We start from the raw sequence: 19,262 nt of genomic DNA, 5'->3' as shown, positions 1-19,262 counted from the left end.
GCACCTTCCCCCAAGAAGGGGGCCATGGTCCCGGTGGGAGAAGGGACCAGCGCGCGGGGCAATCAGCACCAGGGAATCGCTTTTACGATTCCCCATTCCCGTTTCCCCATTCCCGGCACCAAGCTACCAGCGCGGCGCCTTCGTCAATGGGGGTGCCTGGTGCTGGCGGTCGTAGGCGCGCAGGTCGTCGCGGATGTGGGCGATGCGCTGGCGTCCGAGGGCGTTGCGGCTGTCGTCCAGGACCACGCCGTCGAGCAGTTCGCCCATGCGCTGCACGGTCGGCAGCATCTTCTCCCAGGCGTCGAGCGCGGTCAGCGGCGCCGGCAGGGTCAGGAAGAAGGCGATCGCCGGGGTCTCCATCTCGCGGATGTGCGCCATGTCGAAGCTGCCGGGCTTCATGATGCTGGCCATGCTGAAGATCGGGCCGCGCTCGGGATGCCCTTCCACCAGGCGGTGGAACACGTTCATGTGGCCGAAGGTCAGGCCGGTCTTCTCCGCGGCCACCACGATGTCCTCGCCGCGCAACACCTGCCCGGCACGGGCGGCGACATACAGCGAGACGATCTTGTCGAAATCCTGGCTCGGCCGCTTGCCGAGGTCGGCGCCGGGCGCCTCCGCCGCAGGCAGGCCCAAATCGGGCTGGTGCGCTTCGCCGTCCGCGCCGGGCGCGGCCAGCGCGTCGTCGCCGGCGGCCGGGGCGGCGTCGCCCAGCGAGGGTTCGCGGCGCGGCGCGGCCGGATCGGCCGGCTCCACGCGCCGGCCCTGGCTCGGTTTCTTCGGGCGGCCGAACAGGAAGATCGCCGCAATCAACAGCAAGCCGGCGGCGAGGATGCCGATGCGTAGCATTGCCATGTCGGACATTCAGGGGTTACTCCGGCAAGGGTACACAGGGGGAAAATAACTGGCGGGTGCGCATCGGGTCCGCCAACGCGGGAACCAAGCCTCGACGCGCATCACGTCCTTTAGCATGTCACGTCAGGCCGCGCCCGCCAAACGCGCGGCCTCCTCGAGGTCCACGCTGACCAGGCGGCTGACGCCGGGCTCGCGCATGGTGACGCCGCTGAGCTGATGCGCCGCCTCCATCGTCGCCTTGTTGTGGCTGACGAACAGGAACTGCACTTTCTCGCTCATTTCCTTGACCATCGCTGCCAGGCGGCCGACGTTGGCCTCGTCCAGCGGCGCGTCCACCTCGTCGAGCAGGCAGAACGGCGCCGGGTTGAGCTGGAAGATCGCGAACACCAGGGCAACCGCAGTCATCGCCTTCTCGCCGCCGGACAGCAGCGAGATGCTGGACACACGCTTGCCCGGGGGCCGCGCCATGATCGCCACGCCGGTGTCCAGCAGGTCCTCGCCGGTCAGCTCCAGGTAGGCGTGGCCGCCGCCGAACAGGCGCGGATACAGCGCCTGCACGCCGGAGTTGACCCGGTCGAAGGTGTCCTTGAAGCGGCCGCGGGTCTCGCGGTCGATCTTGCGGATGGCGTCTTCCAGGGTCTCCAGCGCGGTATTGAGGTCGACGTCCTGCGCTTCCAGGTACTCGGCGCGCTGCGCGGCCTCGCCGTACTCGCTGATCGCCGCCAGGTTGACCGGTTCCAGCCGGCGCATGCGTCCATCGATCTGCTGCACCGCCTGCTCCCACTCGGCCGGGTCGGCATGTTCGGGCAGGCCGTTGATCACATCCTCGAGCACGAAGCCCGCCTTGACCACCGCCGCCGACAGCTGCTCGGCGCTGAGCACCAGCGCCTGCTGGTCGAGCCGGCGCTGGGCGATGCGTTCGCGCTGCGCCAGCGCCTGTTCGTCGCGCTGCTGGCGGGTCTGCTCCAGCGCGCGCAGTTCGTTGTCGATGCCATCCAGCAGCGCGCGCGCCTCGCCGAGTGCGCGATCGGTGCGCACGCGCTCGCTGAGCGCGGCCTGGTGCTCGGCCTCCAGCGCCAGCACCGGCGAGTCGCCCTCGTTCAACTGCGCGCTGAGTTCGCCCAGGCGCGCGTCCAGCTGCCCGCGCTGGTTGCCCATGCGCTCCAGCGCCTGGCTCAGCGAGGCGATCTGGGTGCGCTGCGACTCCAGGGTCAGGGCCAGGGCGTGCGAGGCCTCGCGCACCCGCCGCGCGGCGTCGCGGGCCAGGTCGCGCGCCTCGGTGAGCTGGCGGCGCTCGCTTTCCAGCGCATGCCGCACCGATTCCAGGTCGCCCATGCTGGTGACCGCGTCCTCCAGCTTGGAGCGCGCCTCGCGCGCCTGCTCGCGGCTGCTGTCCAGGGTTTCCAGCAGCTGCGCGACCTCCAGCTCGATGCGCTCGATGCGGGTGCGCGCGGCGTCGACCTTGCCCTGCTGGCTCTGCAACTGCCCGGCCAGTTCGGAGGCGCTGCGGTGCGCCTGGTACAGCTGGCGCTGCGCGTCCTCGCGCTGCTGCTCGCCGGCCAGCAATTGCGCGCGCATCTCGCCGAGGCGGTGCTCGAGGTCGGCCTCGCGCTCCTGCAGCGTCTCGATCTGCCCGCGCAGGTTCTGGATCTCGCGCTCGCGCAGCAGCGCGCCCTGCTTGGCCGCGCCGGACCGCGACACGCGCAGCCAGCCCTGGCCCAGGCGCGCGCCGTCGCGGGTGACGATGGAATCGCCCTCGCCCAGCTGCGGCAGCAGCGCCCGCGCCGCACTCAAATCCTCGGCCGCGTGCAGCCGCGCCAACAGCCGGCGGATCGCGATCGGCCCCTGCACCTTGGCCGCCAGCGAGGTCGGCGCGAAGGTCTCGGCCGCCTCCTCGCCGCTGACCAGGGCGATGCGGCCTTCGCCGAGTTCGCCCAGCGCGTCGACCAGTTGTTCCGGCGCCTCCACCAGCACGCCTTCGATCAACTGCCCGAGCGCGCCTTCGACGGCGTTCTCCCAGCCGCTCTCGACGTTGAGCCGTTCGCCGACGCGCGCCGCCGAATCCAGCCCGCGCGCCTGCAGCCAGGCCACCGCCGCGCCCTGCTCCTGGCCGAGTGCGGCCTGCTGCAGGGTTTCCAACGACGACAGCCGGCCGCGCGCGGCCTGCGCCTGCTTGCGCACGTCGGCCAGTTCGGCCTGCGCGCTGCGCTGCTGGTCCTGCAGCGCCGCCACCGCCTGCTTGCGCGCCTCGACCTGCTCGGTCAGCCCGTCCAGCGCGGCGCGCTGGGTCTCGTGCTGCAGTTCCAGTTGCGCGAACGCCTCGGCCAGCGCGTCCAGGTCCAGCCCGGCGCGCTCGGCCAGCAACGCCTCGCGGCGGCGCTCGGCCTCCAGCGACTGCCGGTCCAGGTAATCGACGCGGGTGCGCTCCACTTCGCCGGCACGCGAGGCTTCGGCGGTGTTGCGCTGATGCGATTCCCAGCGCTGCTGCCAGTCGGCCAGGCGCGCCTCGGCCTCGCGCAGCGCTTCCTGCTTGTATTCGTTGTCTTCCTGCAGCTGCTCCAATTGCGGGCCGGCCACGTCCACCGATTCGCGCAGCAGCGCCAGCTTGGCCTCGTCGGTGCCGATGTGCTGGCCGAGTTCGGCCAGCGCCGTCTGCGTCTCGTCGCGTGCCTTGTGCAGGCGCTGCGACAGGTCGCGCTGGTGCTGGATCTGCTGCTCGATCCGGGCCAGGGTGCTGCCGACTTTGTAGACCTCGGCCTGCGCGGTGCTGAGCGCCTCGGCGGCCTCCTCGCGGCGCACGCGGCCGGTCTCGATGCGCGCCTCGGCATCGCGCTGTTCGGCGATCAACTGCTGCAGGCGCGTCTCTTCCTGGCCCAGCGCCTCGCGCAGGCCCTGCAGGCGTCCGTCCAGGCCGCGGTATTCCAGCGCCTTCCATTGCGCGTCCTTGATCCGCCGCTCTTCCTGCAGCGCCTGGTACTGCTCGGCCTGGCGCGCCTGCCGCTTGAGGTGCTCGAGCTGCTTGCCGATCTCCTCGCGCAGGTCGCCCAGGCGCTCCAGGTTCTCGCGGGTGTGGCGGATGCGGGTCTCGGTCTCCTTGCGCCGCTCCTTGTACTTGGAGATGCCGGCGGCCTCCTCCAGGTACACGCGCAGGTCCTCCGGACGCGCCTCGATGATCTGGCTGATCATGCCCTGCTCGATGATCGAGTAGCTGCGCGGGCCCAGGCCGGTGCCCAGGAACAGATCGGTGATGTCGCGGCGCCGGCACTTGGTGCCGTTGAGGTAGTAGCTGCTGCTGCCGTCGCGGCTGACCTGGCGCTTGACCGAGATCTCGTTGAACGAGGCGTACTCGCCGGCGATGGTGTGGTCGGTGTTGTCGAAGATCAGTTCCACCGTGGCCTGCGACACCGGCTTGCGCGCCGAGGACCCGGAGAAGATCACGTCGGTCAGCGAATCGCCGCGCAGCCGGCTGGCCGAACTTTCGCCCATCACCCAGCGCACCGCGTCGATGATGTTCGACTTGCCGCAGCCGTTCGGACCGACGATGCCGGTCATGTTGGTCGGCAGGTGCAGCGTGGTCGGATCGACGAAGGACTTGAAGCCGGACAGCTTGATGGTCGACAGGCGCATGGTGCGGGCAATCCATGGCAGACGCCGCCGGCATTCCGAGCTGCGCTGCCGCTAATGAAGATCCAGGTGAGGTCCTGCTTCCAACCCATTGATGCGGCTACACCGCCGGGCCGACATCGGACACGAGACACTGAGTATAGCGGCCCCCGCGCGAGGCTGGGGCGGCCTACGCCGGGCGGCGGCGATGCGACGGCGGTCGCACTCGCAGCCGGCGGGTCTTGCGCCGGCCGCGCCCGGCCAGGGCCGCATGGCCCGCCGAGGGCGGCGCCGGTCGGCAAAAACGACACGGGCACCTTGCGGTGCCCGTGTCGGTACAGCGATGACGCAAGGATCAGGCGTCGGCTTCGACCACGACCTTGACCGTGGTTTCCACGTCGGCGTGCAGGCGCACCAGCACTTCGTACTCGCCGATGTTGCGGAACGCGCCTTCGCCCAGCACCACTTCGCCCTTCTCCAGCGGCATGCCGGCGGCGGTGAAGGCCTCGGCGATGTCGCGCGGGCCGACCGAACCGTACAGCTTGCCTTCGGTGGAGGCATTGGCCTTGACGGTCACGCTGGCGCCTTCCAGCTTGGCGGCGCGGGCTTCGGCGTCGTCGTGGATCGACTTGGCCTTGGCTTCGTACTCGGCGCGCTTGGCTTCGAACTCGGCGATGTTGGCGGCGGTGGCCGGCACGGCCTTGCCCTGCGGCACCAGGTAGTTGCGGCCGTAGCCCGGCTTGACGTCGACCTTGTCGCCGAGGCCGCCCAGGTTGGTCACTTTCTGCAGAAGAATCAGTTGCATGGTCTTGCTCCGTTATTCGTTAGCGTCGGCACGCGGCCGCCGCAACGGGTGCTGTCCGAATAGGAGAAGCCGGGATTGGGGATTGGGGAGTCGGGATTGCGCCCGACGGCACCGCACTTTTCTAATCGCCAGACTTCGCTTGAATACCCGCACCGGAGGGTGCGGGCCGTATCGCTCCGGGAAACCCGGAATTAAACGTCGTGGTTGTCCGTGTACGGGATCAGCGCCAGGAAACGCGCGCGCTTGACCGCCGTGGCCAGCTGACGCTGGTACTTGGACTTGGTGCCGGTCACGCGGCTCGGCACGATCTTGCCGTTCTCGGTGAGGTACTGGCGCAGGGTGTTGAGATCCTTGTAGTCGATCTCCTTGACGCCCTCGGCGGTGAACTTGCAGAACTTGCGACGACGGAAGAACTTGGACATGAGCGTGCTCCTTAGGCGGCTTCGGCGGCGTCGCCGTCGGTTTCGGTGGCAGCGGCGGGCGCATCGCCCTCTTCGTCGTCGCGACGACGGCGCTCACCGCGCTCGGGCTTGTCGGCCTTCTCGTCCTTGCTCTTCATGATCAGCGACTGCTCGGTGTCGGCGCCGTCGCGCTTGATCACCAGGTGGCGCAGCACGGCGTCGTTGAAGCGGAAGCTCTCGACCAGCTCGCTCAGCACGGCCTGGTCCACTTCGATATTCAGCATGACGTAGTGGGCCTTCACCAGGTTCTGGATCGGGTACGCCAGCTGGCGGCGGCCCCAGTCTTCCAGACGGTGGATGGTGCCCTTGCCGTTCTCGACCAGCGACTTGTAGCGCTCGATCATGGCCGGGACCTGCTCGCTCTGATCCGGGTGGACCAGGAACACGATTTCGTAATGACGACTCATGGTGTTTACCTTTCGGATGTGGCCTTGCGGCCGGACAGCCCCCCGCGGTGCGACGGCGGTGGGGCAAGGACTCCTGCCGGGAAGGCAGGAAGCCGCACATTATGACCGAGATGCCCGGTCACCGACAAGCCAGCCGTCCGCGGCGCCGGACAGGGACGCCACCGCAGCGCACGAAACCAATCGAATCAACGACTTGGACAAACCCATATCCACATGCAGGCGATGCTGGCCGCACTGCAGGCAACGGAACAGGCACGCGACCGTCGCAATACACCAGGGACACAGAGACTGCGGGGCGTCGCCGGCGCAGTAGAACGCCCCCTGGTAGCGCCATGCGCGGGTTTCGCCGCAGCAGTCGCGGACGCCGCCTTCCTGCGCGAAGCACAGCGCATTAGGCGTTGGGGTGATGGAGGAACTCAGGCAGTTGCAGGCGACAACCGGGCCGCCCTGCCCCTGCGCCCTCCACAAGGAGGCCGCGCCGCCGCAGCGGCGACGCTCAGGCCGCGCCGGCGTGCGCGGCGTCGGTGGTGAAACTCTCGCCACAGCCGCACTCGGCGGTGGCATTCGGATTGCGGAACACGAAGGTCTCGCCCAGGCCCTGCTTGGCGAAGTCGATCTCGGTGCCGTCTACCAGCGGCAGGCTGGTGGCATCGACATAGATGCGCACGCCGTCCTGCTCGAACACCGCGTCGTCCGCACGCGCCTCGCGCGCCAGGTCGGTGACGTGGCCCCACCCCGAACAGCCGGTGCGCTCCACGCCAAAACGCAAGCCCAGCGCGCCAGGCGTCTGCGCGACGAAGCGCTGCACGCGGGCGTGGGCGACGGGGGTGAGACGGATGGCCATGACGAACGACTCCGGCGACTGCGAGCGGACATTATAGGAAGGTTGGCGGCCAATCGCCGCCACGCCTCGCAAGCGTTGCGCTCCAGCCAGTACACTTGCCCCTTCCATATCGAGTCGCTGCGGCGAGGATTCAAGTCATGACGGTGGTGAGCGTTGCACATGCGCTGGCCGGGAAGATCCCGGAAGGCGGCGAAGTCACGGTGCGGGGATGGGTGCGCACGCTGCGCGGATCTGCCGGACTGGCTTTCATCAACGTGTCCGACGGCTCCTGCTTCGCCCCGATCCAGGTGGTGGCGACCGACGCCCTGCCCAACTTCGACGAGGTCAAGCGGCTCACCGGCAGTTGCTCGCTGATCGCCAAGGGCGTGCTGGTGAAGTCGCAGGGCAAGGGCCAGTCGTACGAGATCCAGGCCAGCGCGGTCGAGGTGGTGGGCTGGGTCGAGGACCCGCTGACCTACCCGATCCAGCCCAAGCCGATGTCGCCGGAGTTCCTGCGCGAGGTCGCGCACCTGCGCCCGCGCACCAACCTGTTCGGCGCGGTGACGCGCATCCGCAACTGCCTGGCGCAGGCGGTGCACCGCTATTTCCACCAGAACGGCTACAACTGGATCAGCACGCCGATCATCACCACCTCCGACGCCGAAGGCGCCGGGCAGATGTTCCGCGTCTCCACCCTGGACATGGCCAACCTGCCGCGCGACGCGCAGGGCCAGGTCGACTTCGGCCGCGACTTCTTCGGCAAGGAGACCTTCCTGACCGTGTCCGGCCAGCTCAACGTCGAGGCCTACTGCCTGGCGCTGAGCAAGGTCTACACCTTCGGCCCCACCTTCCGCGCCGAGAACAGCCACACCACCCGGCACCTGGCCGAGTTCTGGATGATCGAGCCGGAGATCGCCTTCGCCGACCTGGCCGAGGACGCGCGCGTGGCCGAGGACTTCCTCAAGTATCTGTTCCGCGCGGTGCTGGACGAGCGCGCCGACGACCTGGCGTTCATCGCCGAGCGCGTGGACAAGACCGCGATCAGCAAGCTGGAGACCTTCATCAACTCGCCGTTCGAGCGCATCGAGTACGGCGACGCGATCGGCCTGCTGCAGAAGTCCGGGCAGAAGTTCGAGTTCCCGGTGGAATGGGGCCTGGACCTGCAGACCGAGCACGAGCGCTGGCTGACCGAGCAGCACGTCGGCCGCCCGGTGGTGGTGACCAACTACCCCGAGCACATCAAGGCCTTCTACATGCGCCTGAACGACGACGGCAAGACCGTCGCGGCGATGGACGTGCTGGCGCCGGGCATCGGCGAGATCATCGGCGGCAGCCAGCGCGAGGAGCGCCTGGACGTGCTCGACGCGCGCATGCTGCAGTTCGGCCTGGATCCGCAGCACTACGGCTGGTACCGCGACTTCCGCCGCTACGGCACGGTGCCGCATGCCGGCTTCGGCCTGGGCTTCGAGCGCCTGGTGGTGTACGTGTGCGGGCTGAGCAACATCCGCGACGCCATCCCCTACCCGCGCGCGCCGGGCAGCGCCGAGTTCTGAGCCGGCACGGGGAGCGCACGCCATGATCCTGTTCTTCGCGCTGTGCTTCGTCGGCGTGGCGATCGCCGGGGCCAGCGCGTTCCTGATCTTCTGGCCGCTGACCCTGGTGCACATCCGCGACCGCCATCCGCCGCTGGTGGCGGCGTTCGGGCCGGGTGCCTTCCTCAAGCCGATCGCGCTCGGCTGGCTGCTGGCGCGGCGCTACCGTCCGCTCGGCGACCGCGGGCTCTCCGGGCTGGCCACGCCGGCCTGGCTGTCGCTGATGACCATCTTCTTCGGCCTGGGCATGGCCGCCCTGCTCTGGCTGCTTTCCCTGGTGATTCCATGACCTCAGATTCTCCCTCCCACGATCAGTGGTACCTGGCCAGCCTCGGCCGCCTGCTGGTGTGGGCACGCCTGCGCGTGCGCGACGCCGGCACCGCCGAGGTGCTAGACAGCGACGGCAACACTCTCAGCTACGACAGCGAGGACACCGCCCGCGCGGCGTTGTTCGATGCCGAATTCGTCGCCTTCGATGGCCTGGACGAGGACGATGCGCGGGCGCGCGGCTTCTCGTTGGGCGAGGTGGCGCCGCCGCAGGCCGACGACGACGCCGGCCTGCGCGGGCGCATGACCCAGACCCTGGGCGCGCGCGCCTGATCCGGGGATGCACGTTGCACCCGCCTTCGCCGAACACGACCTGGGCGCGCTCGATGCGCTGATCGCGGACCACCCGTTCGCCACCCTGGTCACCGTCGCCGACGGCCTGCCCTGCGCCACGCCGTTGCCGGTGCTGTACCGGCGCGACGGCGAACGCATCCTGGTCGAAGGCCATTGGTCGCGGGCCAACCCGCAAGCCCGACACGCCGGGCCGGCCTTGCTGATCGTGCACGGCCCGCATGCCTACGTCTCCCCGGGCTGGTATCCGGACAAGGAGGCGATGGCGCGGGTGCCGACCTGGAACTACGCCACCGCGCACCTGCACGGGCAGCTGCACCCCAGCGACGACGAAGCACTGCTGGCCGATGTGGTGGCGCGGCTGAGCGAACGCCACGAACGCGCGCTGGGCAGCGACTGGCGCTACGAGCCGGACAACGACGCGCACCGGCGCCAGTTGCGCGGCATCGTCGGCTTCCGCCTGGAGGTCGAGCGGGTCGAGTTGAAGTTCAAGCTCAGCCAGAACCATCCGCCGGCGAACCAGGCCGCGGTACGCGAGGCGCTGCAGGGCCAGGCCGACACCGGCGCGCAGGCCGTCGCGGCGCTGATGCACGCGCGACGTCCGGACTGAACCACGCCGCCACGCAGCGCGGCCGACCATGCAGTTGTGCGCACCGCCACGGGACGCGCGGCGGCGCGCGCCGCCTCACCCACAACGGCTGGCCGGTCCCTGCCGGTCGTGCCCGGCATGGCGCGCACTGGCCCTGCCTCCCTCCAGCGGCGACAGACCTTCGCGGATCGCGTAGCGCGTCAATTGCGCGATGCTCTGCATGCCCAGCTTGAGCATGATGTGCTCGCGGTGGGTGCCGATGGTCTTGACGCTGATGTGCAGGCGCGCGGCGATCTCCTTGGTCGACAGCCCCTCGGACAGCAACTGCACGATCTCGCGTTCGCGCGAGGTCAGCAGCGTGTAGGCCGAGACCGCGTCGCCGGGCGGACAGCGGTACTCGCTGACCAGCGACTGCGACAGTTGCGGGCTGATGTACAGCTGATCGTTGCCGACTTGCTGGATCGCGCGCAGCAATTCGTGGAAGGTGCTGTTGCGCGCCAGGTAGCCCTTGGCGCCGGCGTCGATGGCTGCGCGCACATTGGCCGCCGCATCGGAGGCGGCGATGCAGATCGCTTTGCTGCGCGGGCTGCGCTGCAGCAGCCGGCGGGTGGCCTCGATGCCGTTGAGGCCCGGCAGCATCACGTCCATCAGCACGATATCCGGCTGCCGTCGGGTCACCAGTTGCACGCACTCCAGTCCGTCGACCGCGTGGCCGACCACGTCGATGTCCGGCGTGTTGTTGAGCAGGGCCACCATGCCCTCCAGCACAATGCTGCGTTCGGCGGCAATCACGATACGTGTGTTCATTCTCTACCTGTGTTGGCAATGGAACTCCCAACGCGCGACCGCGCGGCAACCCGCGTCCCCCTGCAGCGCGACGCGCCCCTTTTTCAATCGATGCGACAGCGCTGAACCTGCGCTTGCATTACGTTCTCAGCTTGTCACGCTGCGTCATGGCGGCCATCGGTTTCAGGCTGATATGGATGGCGACGACGGCTGAACTTGTGCGGATTGCCGCATTCGTCTCGGTTCGTAGACAGAATCCCGTGCTACCGCGCACGCGCTGTGACGCAGAACGAAATCCTGCGCCGACGAACGATGATGGGAACACCGGCGATACGCCGGTGTCGCGCCGGCGGGTTCATTCCGCTGCCGGCGATGGCGATGGCGATGGCGGCGGCGGCAGACGCGCGGCTTCCACCTGCAGCATCCCGCGGGCGAACTCGGCGAGCCGCTGCTGGATCGCCGCCGGCGGTGTGCCGGCCTCGATCGACTGCTGCAGGGCCATCAACTGCGCGGCCAACTCGCCCTGCCAGCGCATGCGCTCGGTGTCGTTGCTGGCGCGCTGCACTTCCAGCGACGCCTGCGCCTGCGCCGAGGTATCGCCGCGCACCAGCGTCTCCATCAGATCGACCAGACGCTGCAGCAGGCGGTACACCGCGGTCGCGGAGAAGCCGCCCAGCATCGCCAGGGTCGGCTTGCCGAAACTGCGCATGCTGCCGCTTTCGAACAGATCCGGCGGCAACACTTCGACCAGGATCAGCCCGGCGATCAGGCCCAGGATCATGCGCGCGCCGTAGGAGGCGTCGTACTTGGGGTCGTAGCTGGCGTCGGCGACGTAGCGGTGCACCTGGAACAGCGAGGAGAACGAGGCGCCCAGGCCGGCGCAGAACAGCAGGAACAGCGCATTCCACAGCAGCACGCTGCCAGAGGAATCCAGGAAGCCCAGGCGCACATTGTCCGCGCTGACCTTGCTGGACAGGGCCGTCGCCACCACCGCGAACAGGAACAGCAGCGAGGTCGTGGTCAGCGCGCGCACCAGCGGCAGCGGGCCGAGCAGGGTCGCCCAGTGCGGGCGGCGACGCTCGGCATCGAGCAGGAACACCGCCTGCGGCGTGGCCGGGCGGATCAGTTGCGCCAGCCGCCGGTGGGTGACCGCCAGTTCGTGCGCGTGCACCTCGATGTCGCCGCCATCGGCGTCCGGCGTGCCGGCGCCCAGTAGCGCCGACAGGCGGGCGATCAACTCCGGCGGCACCGCCATGCCGTGCTCCAGCGCATAGCGCGCCATCGCTTCGCACTCGGCGCGCAGTTGCGGCAGGATGCCCGGCGGCGGCAGCCGCGGCCCGGCACGGCGGGCCGCGGTGAGCCGGCGCCACGCGGCGCCGGCCAGCGTCTTGATCCAGACGAGGTTCATCGCACGACTCCTGGACGGAAACGACGGCCGGCGCGTCTGCGCGACGGATTACGGGTTGGCGGGGACGCGTTCCAGCAGCGCGCTGTCCCGACGCCTCCCGGTGCGGTCCAGGACCTGCAGTTCGAGATTGCCGTCCTGTCTGGCGCGCAGGGTCAACTGGCCGTCGCTCAGCAGATCGCAATAGCCGCCGCGGGCGATATCCAGCGAATACACCGACGTCCCTTCGCGCATGCCGGCGTAATACGCCTGCACCGCGCACTCGCGTGGTGCGCCGTAGCGCAGTTGCACCGTGGGCTTGCCCGGTGCCTGCGAGGTCGCGGCGACGCTCAGGTCCACGGCAACGTCGCGATCGCCGCGCTCGGGGCGCGCCATCCCGCGCCACTTGCCCTGCAGCGGGCTGGACTGACCCGGATCGCCATGCAGCACCACCGGCAGATCCTTGCCGTCGACGTTCAAGCGCAGGTCGTCGCCGCTGCGCTGCAGGCGCAGCGGCTTGCCCATGAGCTTGTCGCAATAGGCCCCGCCATTGATCGACTCCAGTACGAAACCGTTACCCGGCTGCGGCTTGACCAGCAACACGCAGTTCAACGGCGAGGCGAATATCAGCCTGGCATTTCCCTCGCGCTGGACCAGGCGCACGGCGGCTAGGCGCTGCGCATCCAGCGCCAGGGTGCCGCTCCATTCGCCGGGCGGCAGCGCGTCGGCGTTGGCCGCTGCGGCCGGCGCCGCAGGCGTCGGCGCCTGCGGTGCGGCACCGGCGGCGAACGGCATGGCCAGGCACAGCGCCAGCCAGAGCGGGAAACGCGCAACACCACGCGAACGGATACGCATGCGACTCTCCTGTTGGATACGAAAGGAAACGATGGGCACGGTCAGGACAGACCGAACCAGAGCAGCGCCACCACGGCCGCCACCAGGCACAGTACGGCAAGCAGCCACAGCGCCCGGCGTCGACGCCGGCGCAGCCGCTGCGCGCGGGCCAGCGAGCGCAGGTCGATGTGCAGTTCTCGGCACCACAGGTCGGTGTCGTGCCGGGACAGGATGAAGCCGTGTCTACGCATGTGCGGTCTCCTGGGCGGGATCGTGCGGGGCGGGCGCATCGGACAGCTGCCACAGCTTCAGCCGCTGACCGTCGAACAGCACCTCGCCGACCGGGGTGTGGGTGCCGCGGAACAGGATCTGCAGGCGGTGCCCGGGCCGCCGCGGCCGGCGCGGCAACACCTGCAGCAGCAGGCGCGGCGCCTCGTCCGGCACCTCCTCCACGTCCAGTTCGACGTCGAAGGCCAGGGCCAGTTCGCCGATCTGCGGCAATTGCCAGGCGCGCAGCTCCCACAACGGGATCTGCAGCGACGGCGGCTCGGCCGCGTCCGTCGCCACCGGCAGCGTCTCGCCTGCGCCGAAGCAGGCGCGCAAGGCCTGTGCGTGACGCGCGCGGCAGCGCCGCTGCGCATCCAGCAGGGCCGCCGACAGCCCCTGCAGCAGCAGGTCGAACTCGCAGCGCAGGCTGGCCATCAGTCGTCCTTCATCCAGCCGGGCTTGCGCGGGAAGCCCACGTGGTAGCACAGCCACTGCATCACCACCTGGTGCTCGCCGATCTGCAGCACGGCGAAATTCTTCTCGGTGCCGATGATCGCGCCCTTCGGCGAATCGCTCAGGCAGCGGTTGAGCAAGGCCCGCGCGGCTTCGATCTGCTCGGGCGATTGCATCTGCGTCGGGTTGTCGCTGCCGACCACGACCCGCTTGACGAACTTGACTTCAGTAAGGTCGAACATCGTTGACGAGTCCCCCGACGAGATGGTTCAACGGACCGCTATGGACTTACGCGGGAACCGGCTCGGGCTTGCCGATCTTGCGCGGCGCCACCGAGGTCTGCAGGATGTCCAGCACCCGCGCCAGACCTTCCGGCGGTCCCTTGTCCGCGGCATGCACCGAGACGTGGTACTTGGCGGAGTTGTCCGAGCTGCGCGTGTTCTCCTTGCTGGTGGAGACCGAGCCCTGGATATGCACCTTGGCCTTGAACAGGCCGAAGCCGTATTCCACGTCCGCCGACATCGACGCCGAGGCATCGGTCTTCTCCTTCGAGGAGAAGGACGACTTCACTTCCATGTCGAAGGTGATGTCCACGGTCTGGATGCTCAGGCTGGGCACGTTGACGATGGCCAGCAGCGGCACTTCCAGTTCGACCTCCTCCTCGGCGATGCCGCCGGCCTTGTCCGGGTCGTCGACCGGCCGCTTGAAGCGGAAGCTGGCGGTACGGGTGGCGCCGGTTGCCTGCGGATTCTTCGGGTCGGGGTTGTCCGGCGGCAGGAAGCCGATGACGCGGATGAAATCGGCGGTGGCGCGGGCCAGCTTGACCTGCGCGTCGCAGGCCGCATCGAGCGGGCCGCCGATCAGGTCGCCCATCGGCAGACCCTTGAATTGACTTGACATATTGACGAGTTCGTCAGCCATTGCAGTGACTCCTTCAGTTGGTGGGATTGGTTACATCGTCCGTGCCCGCGACGTCCGGCTTGTCGGCCATGACCGTCTTGAACACGCCCTGCGTCTGCGCCAGATGGTTCAGCAATCTGGCCGCTCCGTCAGTCGGTTCGGTCCCCTCCACGCGCAACACGACGTGGACGGCACTCTGGCGCTGGCTCCGCGCGCTGGCGCTGGTATCCACGCGCACGCTGGAACGGGTGGCGGTGCGCTTGGCCTGCCAGGCACCGCGCGGGCCGGGCGACTCCGGCGCGAAGAAGCCGTCGGCCGACTGCAGGCCGCCGAGGTCGCCGAGCTGCGCATCGAAGCTGATCTCCACGTCCTTGATCCGCAGCACGTTGGTCGAGACCAGCGGCAGCAGCGGCGCGCGGTAGTAGTCCTCGTCGCCTTCGGCGGCCTGCGGGTGCTGCGACGGCAGGCGGATGATCACGCTCTTGGGCCGGTGGAACTCGTCGAAGTAATCGCCGAGGTTGGCCATCTGGTGCTGCTCGATGCGGTCCTGCGCCTCGATCACGGCGCCGGCCAGCGCTTCGATCAGGTCGTTCAATGCGGTCGGTCCAGCCATGGTCGCTCCTGGAGAAAGAAGGCCGCCGTCGGCGACGGCAGCGGATCGGCGGCGCTTGCCGCGCGCGCGCTCAGCTCAGGTCGGGGAAGGAGTCGGTGCGCGCCAGCCAGCCCTTGAGGAACTTGCCCAGCGGCGGCTTGGCCGCGACCAGGCGCTGGTAGTAGTCGCGCCGGCCCTGCTTGTAGCGTGCGTACAGATCGCGCTGGTCGGCGGCCTTCAGCGCCGCCAGGGTGGCCGGGCCGAACTTGCCGTCCTCCGGCAGCTGCAGCGCCGGCGCCTGCGCGTTGAGCACGCGCTGCAGCAGCTTGATGGCGTTGTTGCCGGCGTTGACCTGGAAATCGAACAGGATGTTGGCCAGCGGCTGCAGCGCGATCTCGTCGCCGTGCACCGCATTCCAGTAGCAGGTCTTGTAGATCACCCCGGCCTGCGCGTCGGTGAGCGCGCGCAGGTTGTCCAGGGTCGGCTCCAATTGCAGCAGGCTCTTGGCGTATAAGCGAAACGTCGCCAGGGTGATGCCCTTGTTGGTGGCGCCGCCCGGATCCACCGGATCGTTGACGAAGCCGCCCTCGTGCTTGAGCAGGGTCGGAAAGAACGCGTTGAAGTCGGCCATGGGATCCTCCGCTGATGCCCGGTGTGGGCGTGGAGGAAGTCTGCGCAGCGCGCCGCATCGGCGGGATCGGCAAAAGCCCGATCCGGCGGCGCCTGCGCACTGAGGCGCCGTGTGCATGCGGATGCCAGCCATCCGGGTACCGGCGTCGGCGCACGCCGCGCACCGGCCGCGGGCTTCTGGAATAATGCCGGGCTATGAGCAAAATCGAACAACTGCTGGACAACAACCGCTCCTGGTCCGAACGCATCAACCGCGAGGATCCGGAGTTCTTCAGCCGCCTGTCCAAGCAGCAGACGCCGGAGTACCTGTGGATCGGCTGCTCCGACTCGCGGGTGCCGGCGAACCAGATCATCGACATGGCACCGGGCGAGGTGTTCGTCCACCGCAACATCGCCAACGTGGTCGTGCACACCGACCTGAACTGCCTGTCGGTGATCCAGTTCGCGGTCGAGGTGCTGAAGGTGCGGCACATCCTGGTGGTCGGCCACTACGGCTGCGGCGGCGTGCACGCGGGCCTGACCCGTGCGCGGCTGGGCCTGGTCGACAACTGGATCCGCCACGTCACCGACGTGGCCGAGAAGCACGAGCACTGCCTGCAGCAGGCCGGCGACCTCAACGTGCAGCACGCGCGCCTGTGCGAGCTCAACGTGCTCGAGCAGGTGGTCAACGTCAGCCGCACTTCGATCGTGCTCGACGCCTGGGCGCGCGGCCAGGAACTGACCGTGCACGGCTGGGTCTACAGCCTGCGCGACGGCCGCGTGCACGACCTGGGCATGGAACTTGACCGCATCGACGACCTGGCGCCGCGCTACGATGCCGCCCTGGCGCGCATCAGCCAGGACCGCGAGGACCGCTGAGCGGCGCGCCGTTCCGCCACCTCGATCAAGGATCCGCATGCTCCCCGGCCCGCTCAACCTGCACGCCTGGATCGACGCCCACCGGCACCTGCTGAAGCCGCCGGTGGGCAACAAGTGCATCCACGCCGGCGACTTCATCGTGATGGTGGTCGGCGGGCCGAACGCGCGCAGCGACTACCACTACGACGAAGGCCCGGAGTGGTTCTACCAGCTTGAAGGCGAGATGGTGCTGAAGATCCAGGAAGACGGCGCGGTGCGCGAGATCCCGATCCGCGCCGGCGAGACCTTCCTGCTGCCGCCGAAGGTGCCGCACTCGCCGCAGCGCGGCGCGAACTCGGTGGGCCTGGTGATCGAGCGGCGGCGCCTGCCGCACGAGCAGGACGGCCTGCTGTGGTTCTGCGAGCGCTGCAACCACCTGCTGTACGAAGCCTACTTCCCGCTGCAGGACATCGAGACCGACTTCCCGCCGGTGTTCGCGCGCTTCTACGCCTCCGAATCGCTGCGCACCTGCGCCCGCTGCGGCCACATGCATCCGCGGCCGGCGGCCGACGCGCCGTGACCGCCCTGCCCCCGCGCCGTTCCGGCTCGCGATGCTGCGCAGCCTGATCGCGCTCAAGCCGCGCGACGTGCCGGTGCGCGTGGCCCTGCGCAACACCGCCGCGGTGGTCGCGCCGCTGGCGCTGGGCGTGGCCGCCGGCCATGCCGAACTGGGCCTGGCGGTGTCCACCGGCGCGCTCAACACCATGTTCTCCGACCAGCCCGGCCCGTACCGGGCGCGGATGCAGCGCATGCTGATGGCCGCGCTGGCGGCAGGCGTGGCCGCGCTGCTGGGCATGCTGATCGGCGCGCACACCGTGGCGCTGGCGCTGAGCGCGCTGTTGCTCGGCCTCGGCGGCGGCCTGCTGGTGGCGCTGGGCCCGGTCGCGGCGCGGGTCGGGCTGACCAGCATGATCCTGCTGGTGGTCAGCGCCGACGTGCGCCTGCCGCCGCTGCAGAGCGTGGGCGTGGCCACGCTGATCTTCGCCGGCGGCGTGCTGCAGATGCTGATGGCGCTGGCCGCCTGGCCGCTGCAGCGCTACCGCCCGGAACGCTTCGCCCTGGCCGACCTGATGCGGCAACTGGCCGGCATCGCCCGCCAGCGGCCCGGCGCGACCGCCGCGCCGCCGGCCACCGAGGCGGTGCTCGAGGCGATGGTGATGCTGCACGGCGAGCACCGCTCGCGCGGACGTGCGGTGCAGGCGTTCCGGGTCATCGCCGAGCTGTGCGAACGCGCGCGGCTGGAGCTGCTGACCCTGGCCGACCTGCACGGACGCCTGGACGCAGGATCGCCCGCGCGACTGCCGATCGAACGCGTGCTCGAACGCAGCGCGGTGGTGCTGGACCAGCTCGCGCACGCGCTGGACAGCGCCGAGGACCCAGACGCGGCCACTGCGTCGATGACCGGATTCGACGATCTGGTGGATGCGCTGGCGCAAGTGCAGGCGCAGACCGAAGACACCCGCGAACGCCGCCTGCTGCGCATCGCCGTGGCCCGTGCGCAGGGCCTGGGCGGCCAGCTGCGCGCGCTGGCGCGCAATGGCCGCTGGGCCAGCAGCCGCGGCGAGATCCAGGCCGAACTGGCCGAGGCGCAGTTGCCGGCGGCGCTGCGTCCGCTGGCGCCGCTGCAGACCTTGCGGGCGAATCTGAAGCTGTCCTCGGTGGCGTTCCGCCACGCGCTGCGCTGCGGCGTGTGCCTGGCGCTGGCGGTGCTGTTCGCCCGCTGGCAGGCGATCCCGCACGGCTACTGGATCCCGATGACCACGGCGATCGTGCTGAAGCCGGATTTCGGCGGCACCCTCAGCTTCGGCGCGCTGCGCGTGGCCGGCACCTTCGGCGGGCTGCTGCTGGCCACCGTGCTGGCGCACTTCGTGATGGACGGGGCGGTGGTGCGGCTGCTGTTGCTGACCGTGTTCTGCCTGGGGTTCCGCCTGCTGACCCAGGTCAACTACGGGCTCGGCGTGGCCTGCCTGACCGGCATGCTGGTGCTGTTGCTGTCGTTCGAGGGAATGGCCCCGGGCGAGGCGATCGGCGAGCGCATCCAGGCCACCGTGCTCGGCAGCGCGCTGGCGCTGGCGGCCTACGCGCTGTGGCCGACCTGGGAACGCAAGCACATCCGCGCGATCCTGGCGCAGTTGCTGCTCGCCTACCGCGACCATCTCGACGCGGTGCTGGAAGGCCGCCTGCAGGCGCTGCCGGAGACCCGCGCGGCCTCGCGCACCGCGCGCACCAACGCGCAGGCCTCGATCGAACGCCTGCGCGGCGAGCCGCGGCGCAAGCGCAACCTGCGCGAACTGACCCTGGCCGAATCGGTGCTGGCCAACGGCAACCGGCTGATCCGCGCCTCGCTGGCGCTGGAGGCGGTGCTGCGCGATGCACCGCCATTGCCGCCCCTGCCGGAGCTGCAGCAGTTCCGGCAACAGGCGCATGCCGCACTGACCGAACTGGCCGAGAGCCTGCGCACCGGCACGCCGCCGGCGCAGGCCAGCCTGCGCGCGGGCGAGCGGCGCCTGGCCGAGGCGCTGGCCGCGCAGCCGCAGGACGGCAGCGACGGCGGCGCGCTGCCCGCGCTGGCCGACACCAGCGACCGCGTCGCCGACAGCATCGGTACCCTGACCCACCTGGTCCGCAGCGCCTTGCTGCCGGCTGCCGCGGCCGCCAAGGAACAACCGCCGGTGACCGCGCACCGCAGCGGGTGAACGCGCCGTCGCCTCACCCTGGCCGTGCGGTCGCTGCTGCAGAGGGCCACGCGGCCTCGCCCCGCGCCATGCC

The 19,262-nt window shown here is 69.6% G+C and carries 23 protein-coding genes; 7 read left to right on the top strand and 16 right to left on the bottom strand.

Annotated features, from left to right (window positions below; translation table 11 throughout):
• Nucleotides 1–123: 123 nt before the first annotated feature.
• From zipA to SLW52_RS12725, 7 genes are all read right to left on the bottom strand, one after another.
• The gene (gene zipA, locus SLW52_RS12755; protein WP_148828584.1) at nucleotides 124–861 is read right to left on the bottom strand and encodes a cell division protein ZipA; all 738 of its coding nucleotides are present in this window, start codon (nucleotides 859–861) and stop codon (nucleotides 124–126) included.
• A 114-nt stretch (nucleotides 862–975) separates the two neighbouring features.
• Nucleotides 976–4,479, bottom strand: a complete 3,504-nt coding sequence (gene smc, locus SLW52_RS12750) for a chromosome segregation protein SMC (RefSeq protein ID WP_320740423.1) — start codon at nucleotides 4,477–4,479, stop codon at nucleotides 976–978.
• 331 nt (nucleotides 4,480–4,810) lie between these two features.
• Nucleotides 4,811–5,260, bottom strand: a complete 450-nt coding sequence (gene rplI, locus SLW52_RS12745; protein ID WP_010342531.1) for a 50S ribosomal protein L9 — start codon at nucleotides 5,258–5,260, stop codon at nucleotides 4,811–4,813.
• 191 nt (nucleotides 5,261–5,451) lie between these two features.
• Nucleotides 5,452–5,682 carry a 30S ribosomal protein S18 gene (gene rpsR / locus SLW52_RS12740; RefSeq protein WP_002804494.1) on the bottom strand — a complete coding sequence of 77 codons (231 nt, stop codon included), beginning with the start codon at nucleotides 5,680–5,682 and terminating at the stop codon, nucleotides 5,452–5,454.
• Between the two features lie 11 nt (nucleotides 5,683–5,693).
• Nucleotides 5,694–6,128: a 30S ribosomal protein S6 gene (rpsF, locus tag SLW52_RS12735; RefSeq protein ID WP_010342529.1), complete on the bottom strand. Its 435-nt coding sequence runs from the start codon at nucleotides 6,126–6,128 to the stop codon at nucleotides 5,694–5,696.
• 99 nt (nucleotides 6,129–6,227) lie between these two features.
• The gene (locus SLW52_RS12730; protein WP_267100408.1) at nucleotides 6,228–6,692 is read right to left on the bottom strand and encodes a CbrC family protein; all 465 of its coding nucleotides are present in this window, start codon (nucleotides 6,690–6,692) and stop codon (nucleotides 6,228–6,230) included.
• Complete coding sequence (locus SLW52_RS12725; RefSeq protein WP_017907178.1) at nucleotides 6,625–6,972, bottom strand: iron-sulfur cluster assembly accessory protein; 348 nt, start codon at nucleotides 6,970–6,972, stop codon at nucleotides 6,625–6,627. Before SLW52_RS12725 ends, SLW52_RS12730 begins: the two co-directional genes overlap by 68 nt.
• Nucleotides 6,973–7,109: 137 nt before the next feature.
• On the opposite strand from SLW52_RS12725, the gene asnS reads away from it, so the two are divergent.
• Genes asnS through SLW52_RS12705 form a run of 4 tightly spaced genes read left to right on the top strand, consistent with a single transcriptional unit; the run spans nucleotide 7,110 to nucleotide 9,771 of the window.
• A complete protein-coding gene (gene asnS / locus SLW52_RS12720; RefSeq protein ID WP_017907179.1) occupies nucleotides 7,110–8,504 on the top strand; it encodes an asparagine--tRNA ligase in 1,395 nt (464 codons plus the stop codon).
• 22 nt (nucleotides 8,505–8,526) lie between these two features.
• Nucleotides 8,527–8,832, top strand: a complete 306-nt coding sequence (locus tag SLW52_RS12715; RefSeq protein WP_320740424.1) for a hypothetical protein — start codon at nucleotides 8,527–8,529, stop codon at nucleotides 8,830–8,832.
• Nucleotides 8,829–9,143: a hypothetical protein gene (locus SLW52_RS12710; protein ID WP_017907181.1), complete on the top strand. Its 315-nt coding sequence runs from the start codon at nucleotides 8,829–8,831 to the stop codon at nucleotides 9,141–9,143. The genes SLW52_RS12715 and SLW52_RS12710 overlap by 4 nt, the downstream gene beginning before the upstream one ends.
• Nucleotides 9,144–9,150: 7 nt before the next feature.
• On the top strand, nucleotides 9,151–9,771 hold the full coding sequence (locus tag SLW52_RS12705; protein ID WP_267083332.1) for an FMN-binding negative transcriptional regulator: 621 nt from the start codon (nucleotides 9,151–9,153) through the stop codon (nucleotides 9,769–9,771).
• Between the two features lie 75 nt (nucleotides 9,772–9,846).
• Here SLW52_RS12705 and SLW52_RS12700 read toward each other — a convergent pair whose 3' ends face one another.
• The 9 genes from SLW52_RS12700 to SLW52_RS12660 all read right to left on the bottom strand — a co-directional run bounded on the left by SLW52_RS12700 (nucleotide 9,847) and on the right by SLW52_RS12660 (nucleotide 15,597).
• On the bottom strand, nucleotides 9,847–10,557 hold the full coding sequence (locus SLW52_RS12700; RefSeq protein WP_017912470.1) for a response regulator transcription factor: 711 nt from the start codon (nucleotides 10,555–10,557) through the stop codon (nucleotides 9,847–9,849).
• Nucleotides 10,558–10,891: 334 nt separating this feature from the next.
• A complete protein-coding gene (locus SLW52_RS12695; RefSeq protein ID WP_320740425.1) occupies nucleotides 10,892–11,944 on the bottom strand; it encodes a hypothetical protein in 1,053 nt (350 codons plus the stop codon).
• A gap of 48 nt (nucleotides 11,945–11,992) precedes the next feature.
• On the bottom strand, nucleotides 11,993–12,775 hold the full coding sequence (locus tag SLW52_RS12690; RefSeq protein ID WP_320740426.1) for a hypothetical protein: 783 nt from the start codon (nucleotides 12,773–12,775) through the stop codon (nucleotides 11,993–11,995).
• Between the two features lie 41 nt (nucleotides 12,776–12,816).
• Nucleotides 12,817–13,005 carry a hypothetical protein gene (locus SLW52_RS12685; protein WP_017910929.1) on the bottom strand — a complete coding sequence of 63 codons (189 nt, stop codon included), beginning with the start codon at nucleotides 13,003–13,005 and terminating at the stop codon, nucleotides 12,817–12,819.
• Nucleotides 12,998–13,456 carry a hypothetical protein gene (locus SLW52_RS12680; protein WP_148828591.1) on the bottom strand — a complete coding sequence of 153 codons (459 nt, stop codon included), beginning with the start codon at nucleotides 13,454–13,456 and terminating at the stop codon, nucleotides 12,998–13,000. Before SLW52_RS12680 ends, SLW52_RS12685 begins: the two co-directional genes overlap by 8 nt.
• Nucleotides 13,456–13,716, bottom strand: a complete 261-nt coding sequence (locus SLW52_RS12675) for a hypothetical protein (RefSeq protein WP_017910927.1) — start codon at nucleotides 13,714–13,716, stop codon at nucleotides 13,456–13,458. Before SLW52_RS12675 ends, SLW52_RS12680 begins: the two co-directional genes overlap by 1 nt.
• A 46-nt stretch (nucleotides 13,717–13,762) precedes the next feature.
• A complete protein-coding gene (locus SLW52_RS12670) occupies nucleotides 13,763–14,395 on the bottom strand; it encodes a DUF2589 domain-containing protein (RefSeq protein WP_026143450.1) in 633 nt (210 codons plus the stop codon).
• Between the two features lie 13 nt (nucleotides 14,396–14,408).
• On the bottom strand, nucleotides 14,409–14,987 hold the full coding sequence (locus SLW52_RS12665; protein WP_173003349.1) for a DUF2589 domain-containing protein: 579 nt from the start codon (nucleotides 14,985–14,987) through the stop codon (nucleotides 14,409–14,411).
• Nucleotides 14,988–15,057: 70 nt separating this feature from the next.
• Nucleotides 15,058–15,597 (bottom strand): glycosyl hydrolase 108 family protein, encoded by a 540-nt coding sequence (locus tag SLW52_RS12660; RefSeq protein WP_017910924.1) that lies wholly within the window; start codon nucleotides 15,595–15,597, stop codon nucleotides 15,058–15,060.
• A gap of 194 nt (nucleotides 15,598–15,791) precedes the next feature.
• On the opposite strand from SLW52_RS12660, the gene can reads away from it, so the two are divergent.
• From can to SLW52_RS12645, 3 genes are read left to right on the top strand one after another with little or no spacing between them, the layout of a single operon-like run.
• A complete protein-coding gene (gene can / locus SLW52_RS12655) occupies nucleotides 15,792–16,454 on the top strand; it encodes a carbonate dehydratase (RefSeq protein ID WP_017910923.1) in 663 nt (220 codons plus the stop codon).
• 37 nt (nucleotides 16,455–16,491) lie between these two features.
• Nucleotides 16,492–17,013, top strand: coding sequence for a 3-hydroxyanthranilate 3,4-dioxygenase (locus SLW52_RS12650; RefSeq protein ID WP_267092380.1), 522 nt, complete (start codon nucleotides 16,492–16,494; stop codon nucleotides 17,011–17,013).
• 31 nt (nucleotides 17,014–17,044) lie between these two features.
• Nucleotides 17,045–19,189 (top strand): FUSC family protein, encoded by a 2,145-nt coding sequence (locus tag SLW52_RS12645; protein ID WP_320740429.1) that lies wholly within the window; start codon nucleotides 17,045–17,047, stop codon nucleotides 19,187–19,189.
• Nucleotides 19,190–19,262: the final 73 nt, after the last annotated feature.

The sequence above is a fragment of the Xanthomonas sp. LF02-5 genome, from assembly GCF_034105325.1.
Classification (GTDB): Bacteria; Pseudomonadota; Gammaproteobacteria; order Xanthomonadales; family Xanthomonadaceae; genus Xanthomonas_A; species Xanthomonas_A sontii.
This window is presented reverse-complemented; position numbering and strand designations above follow the sequence as displayed.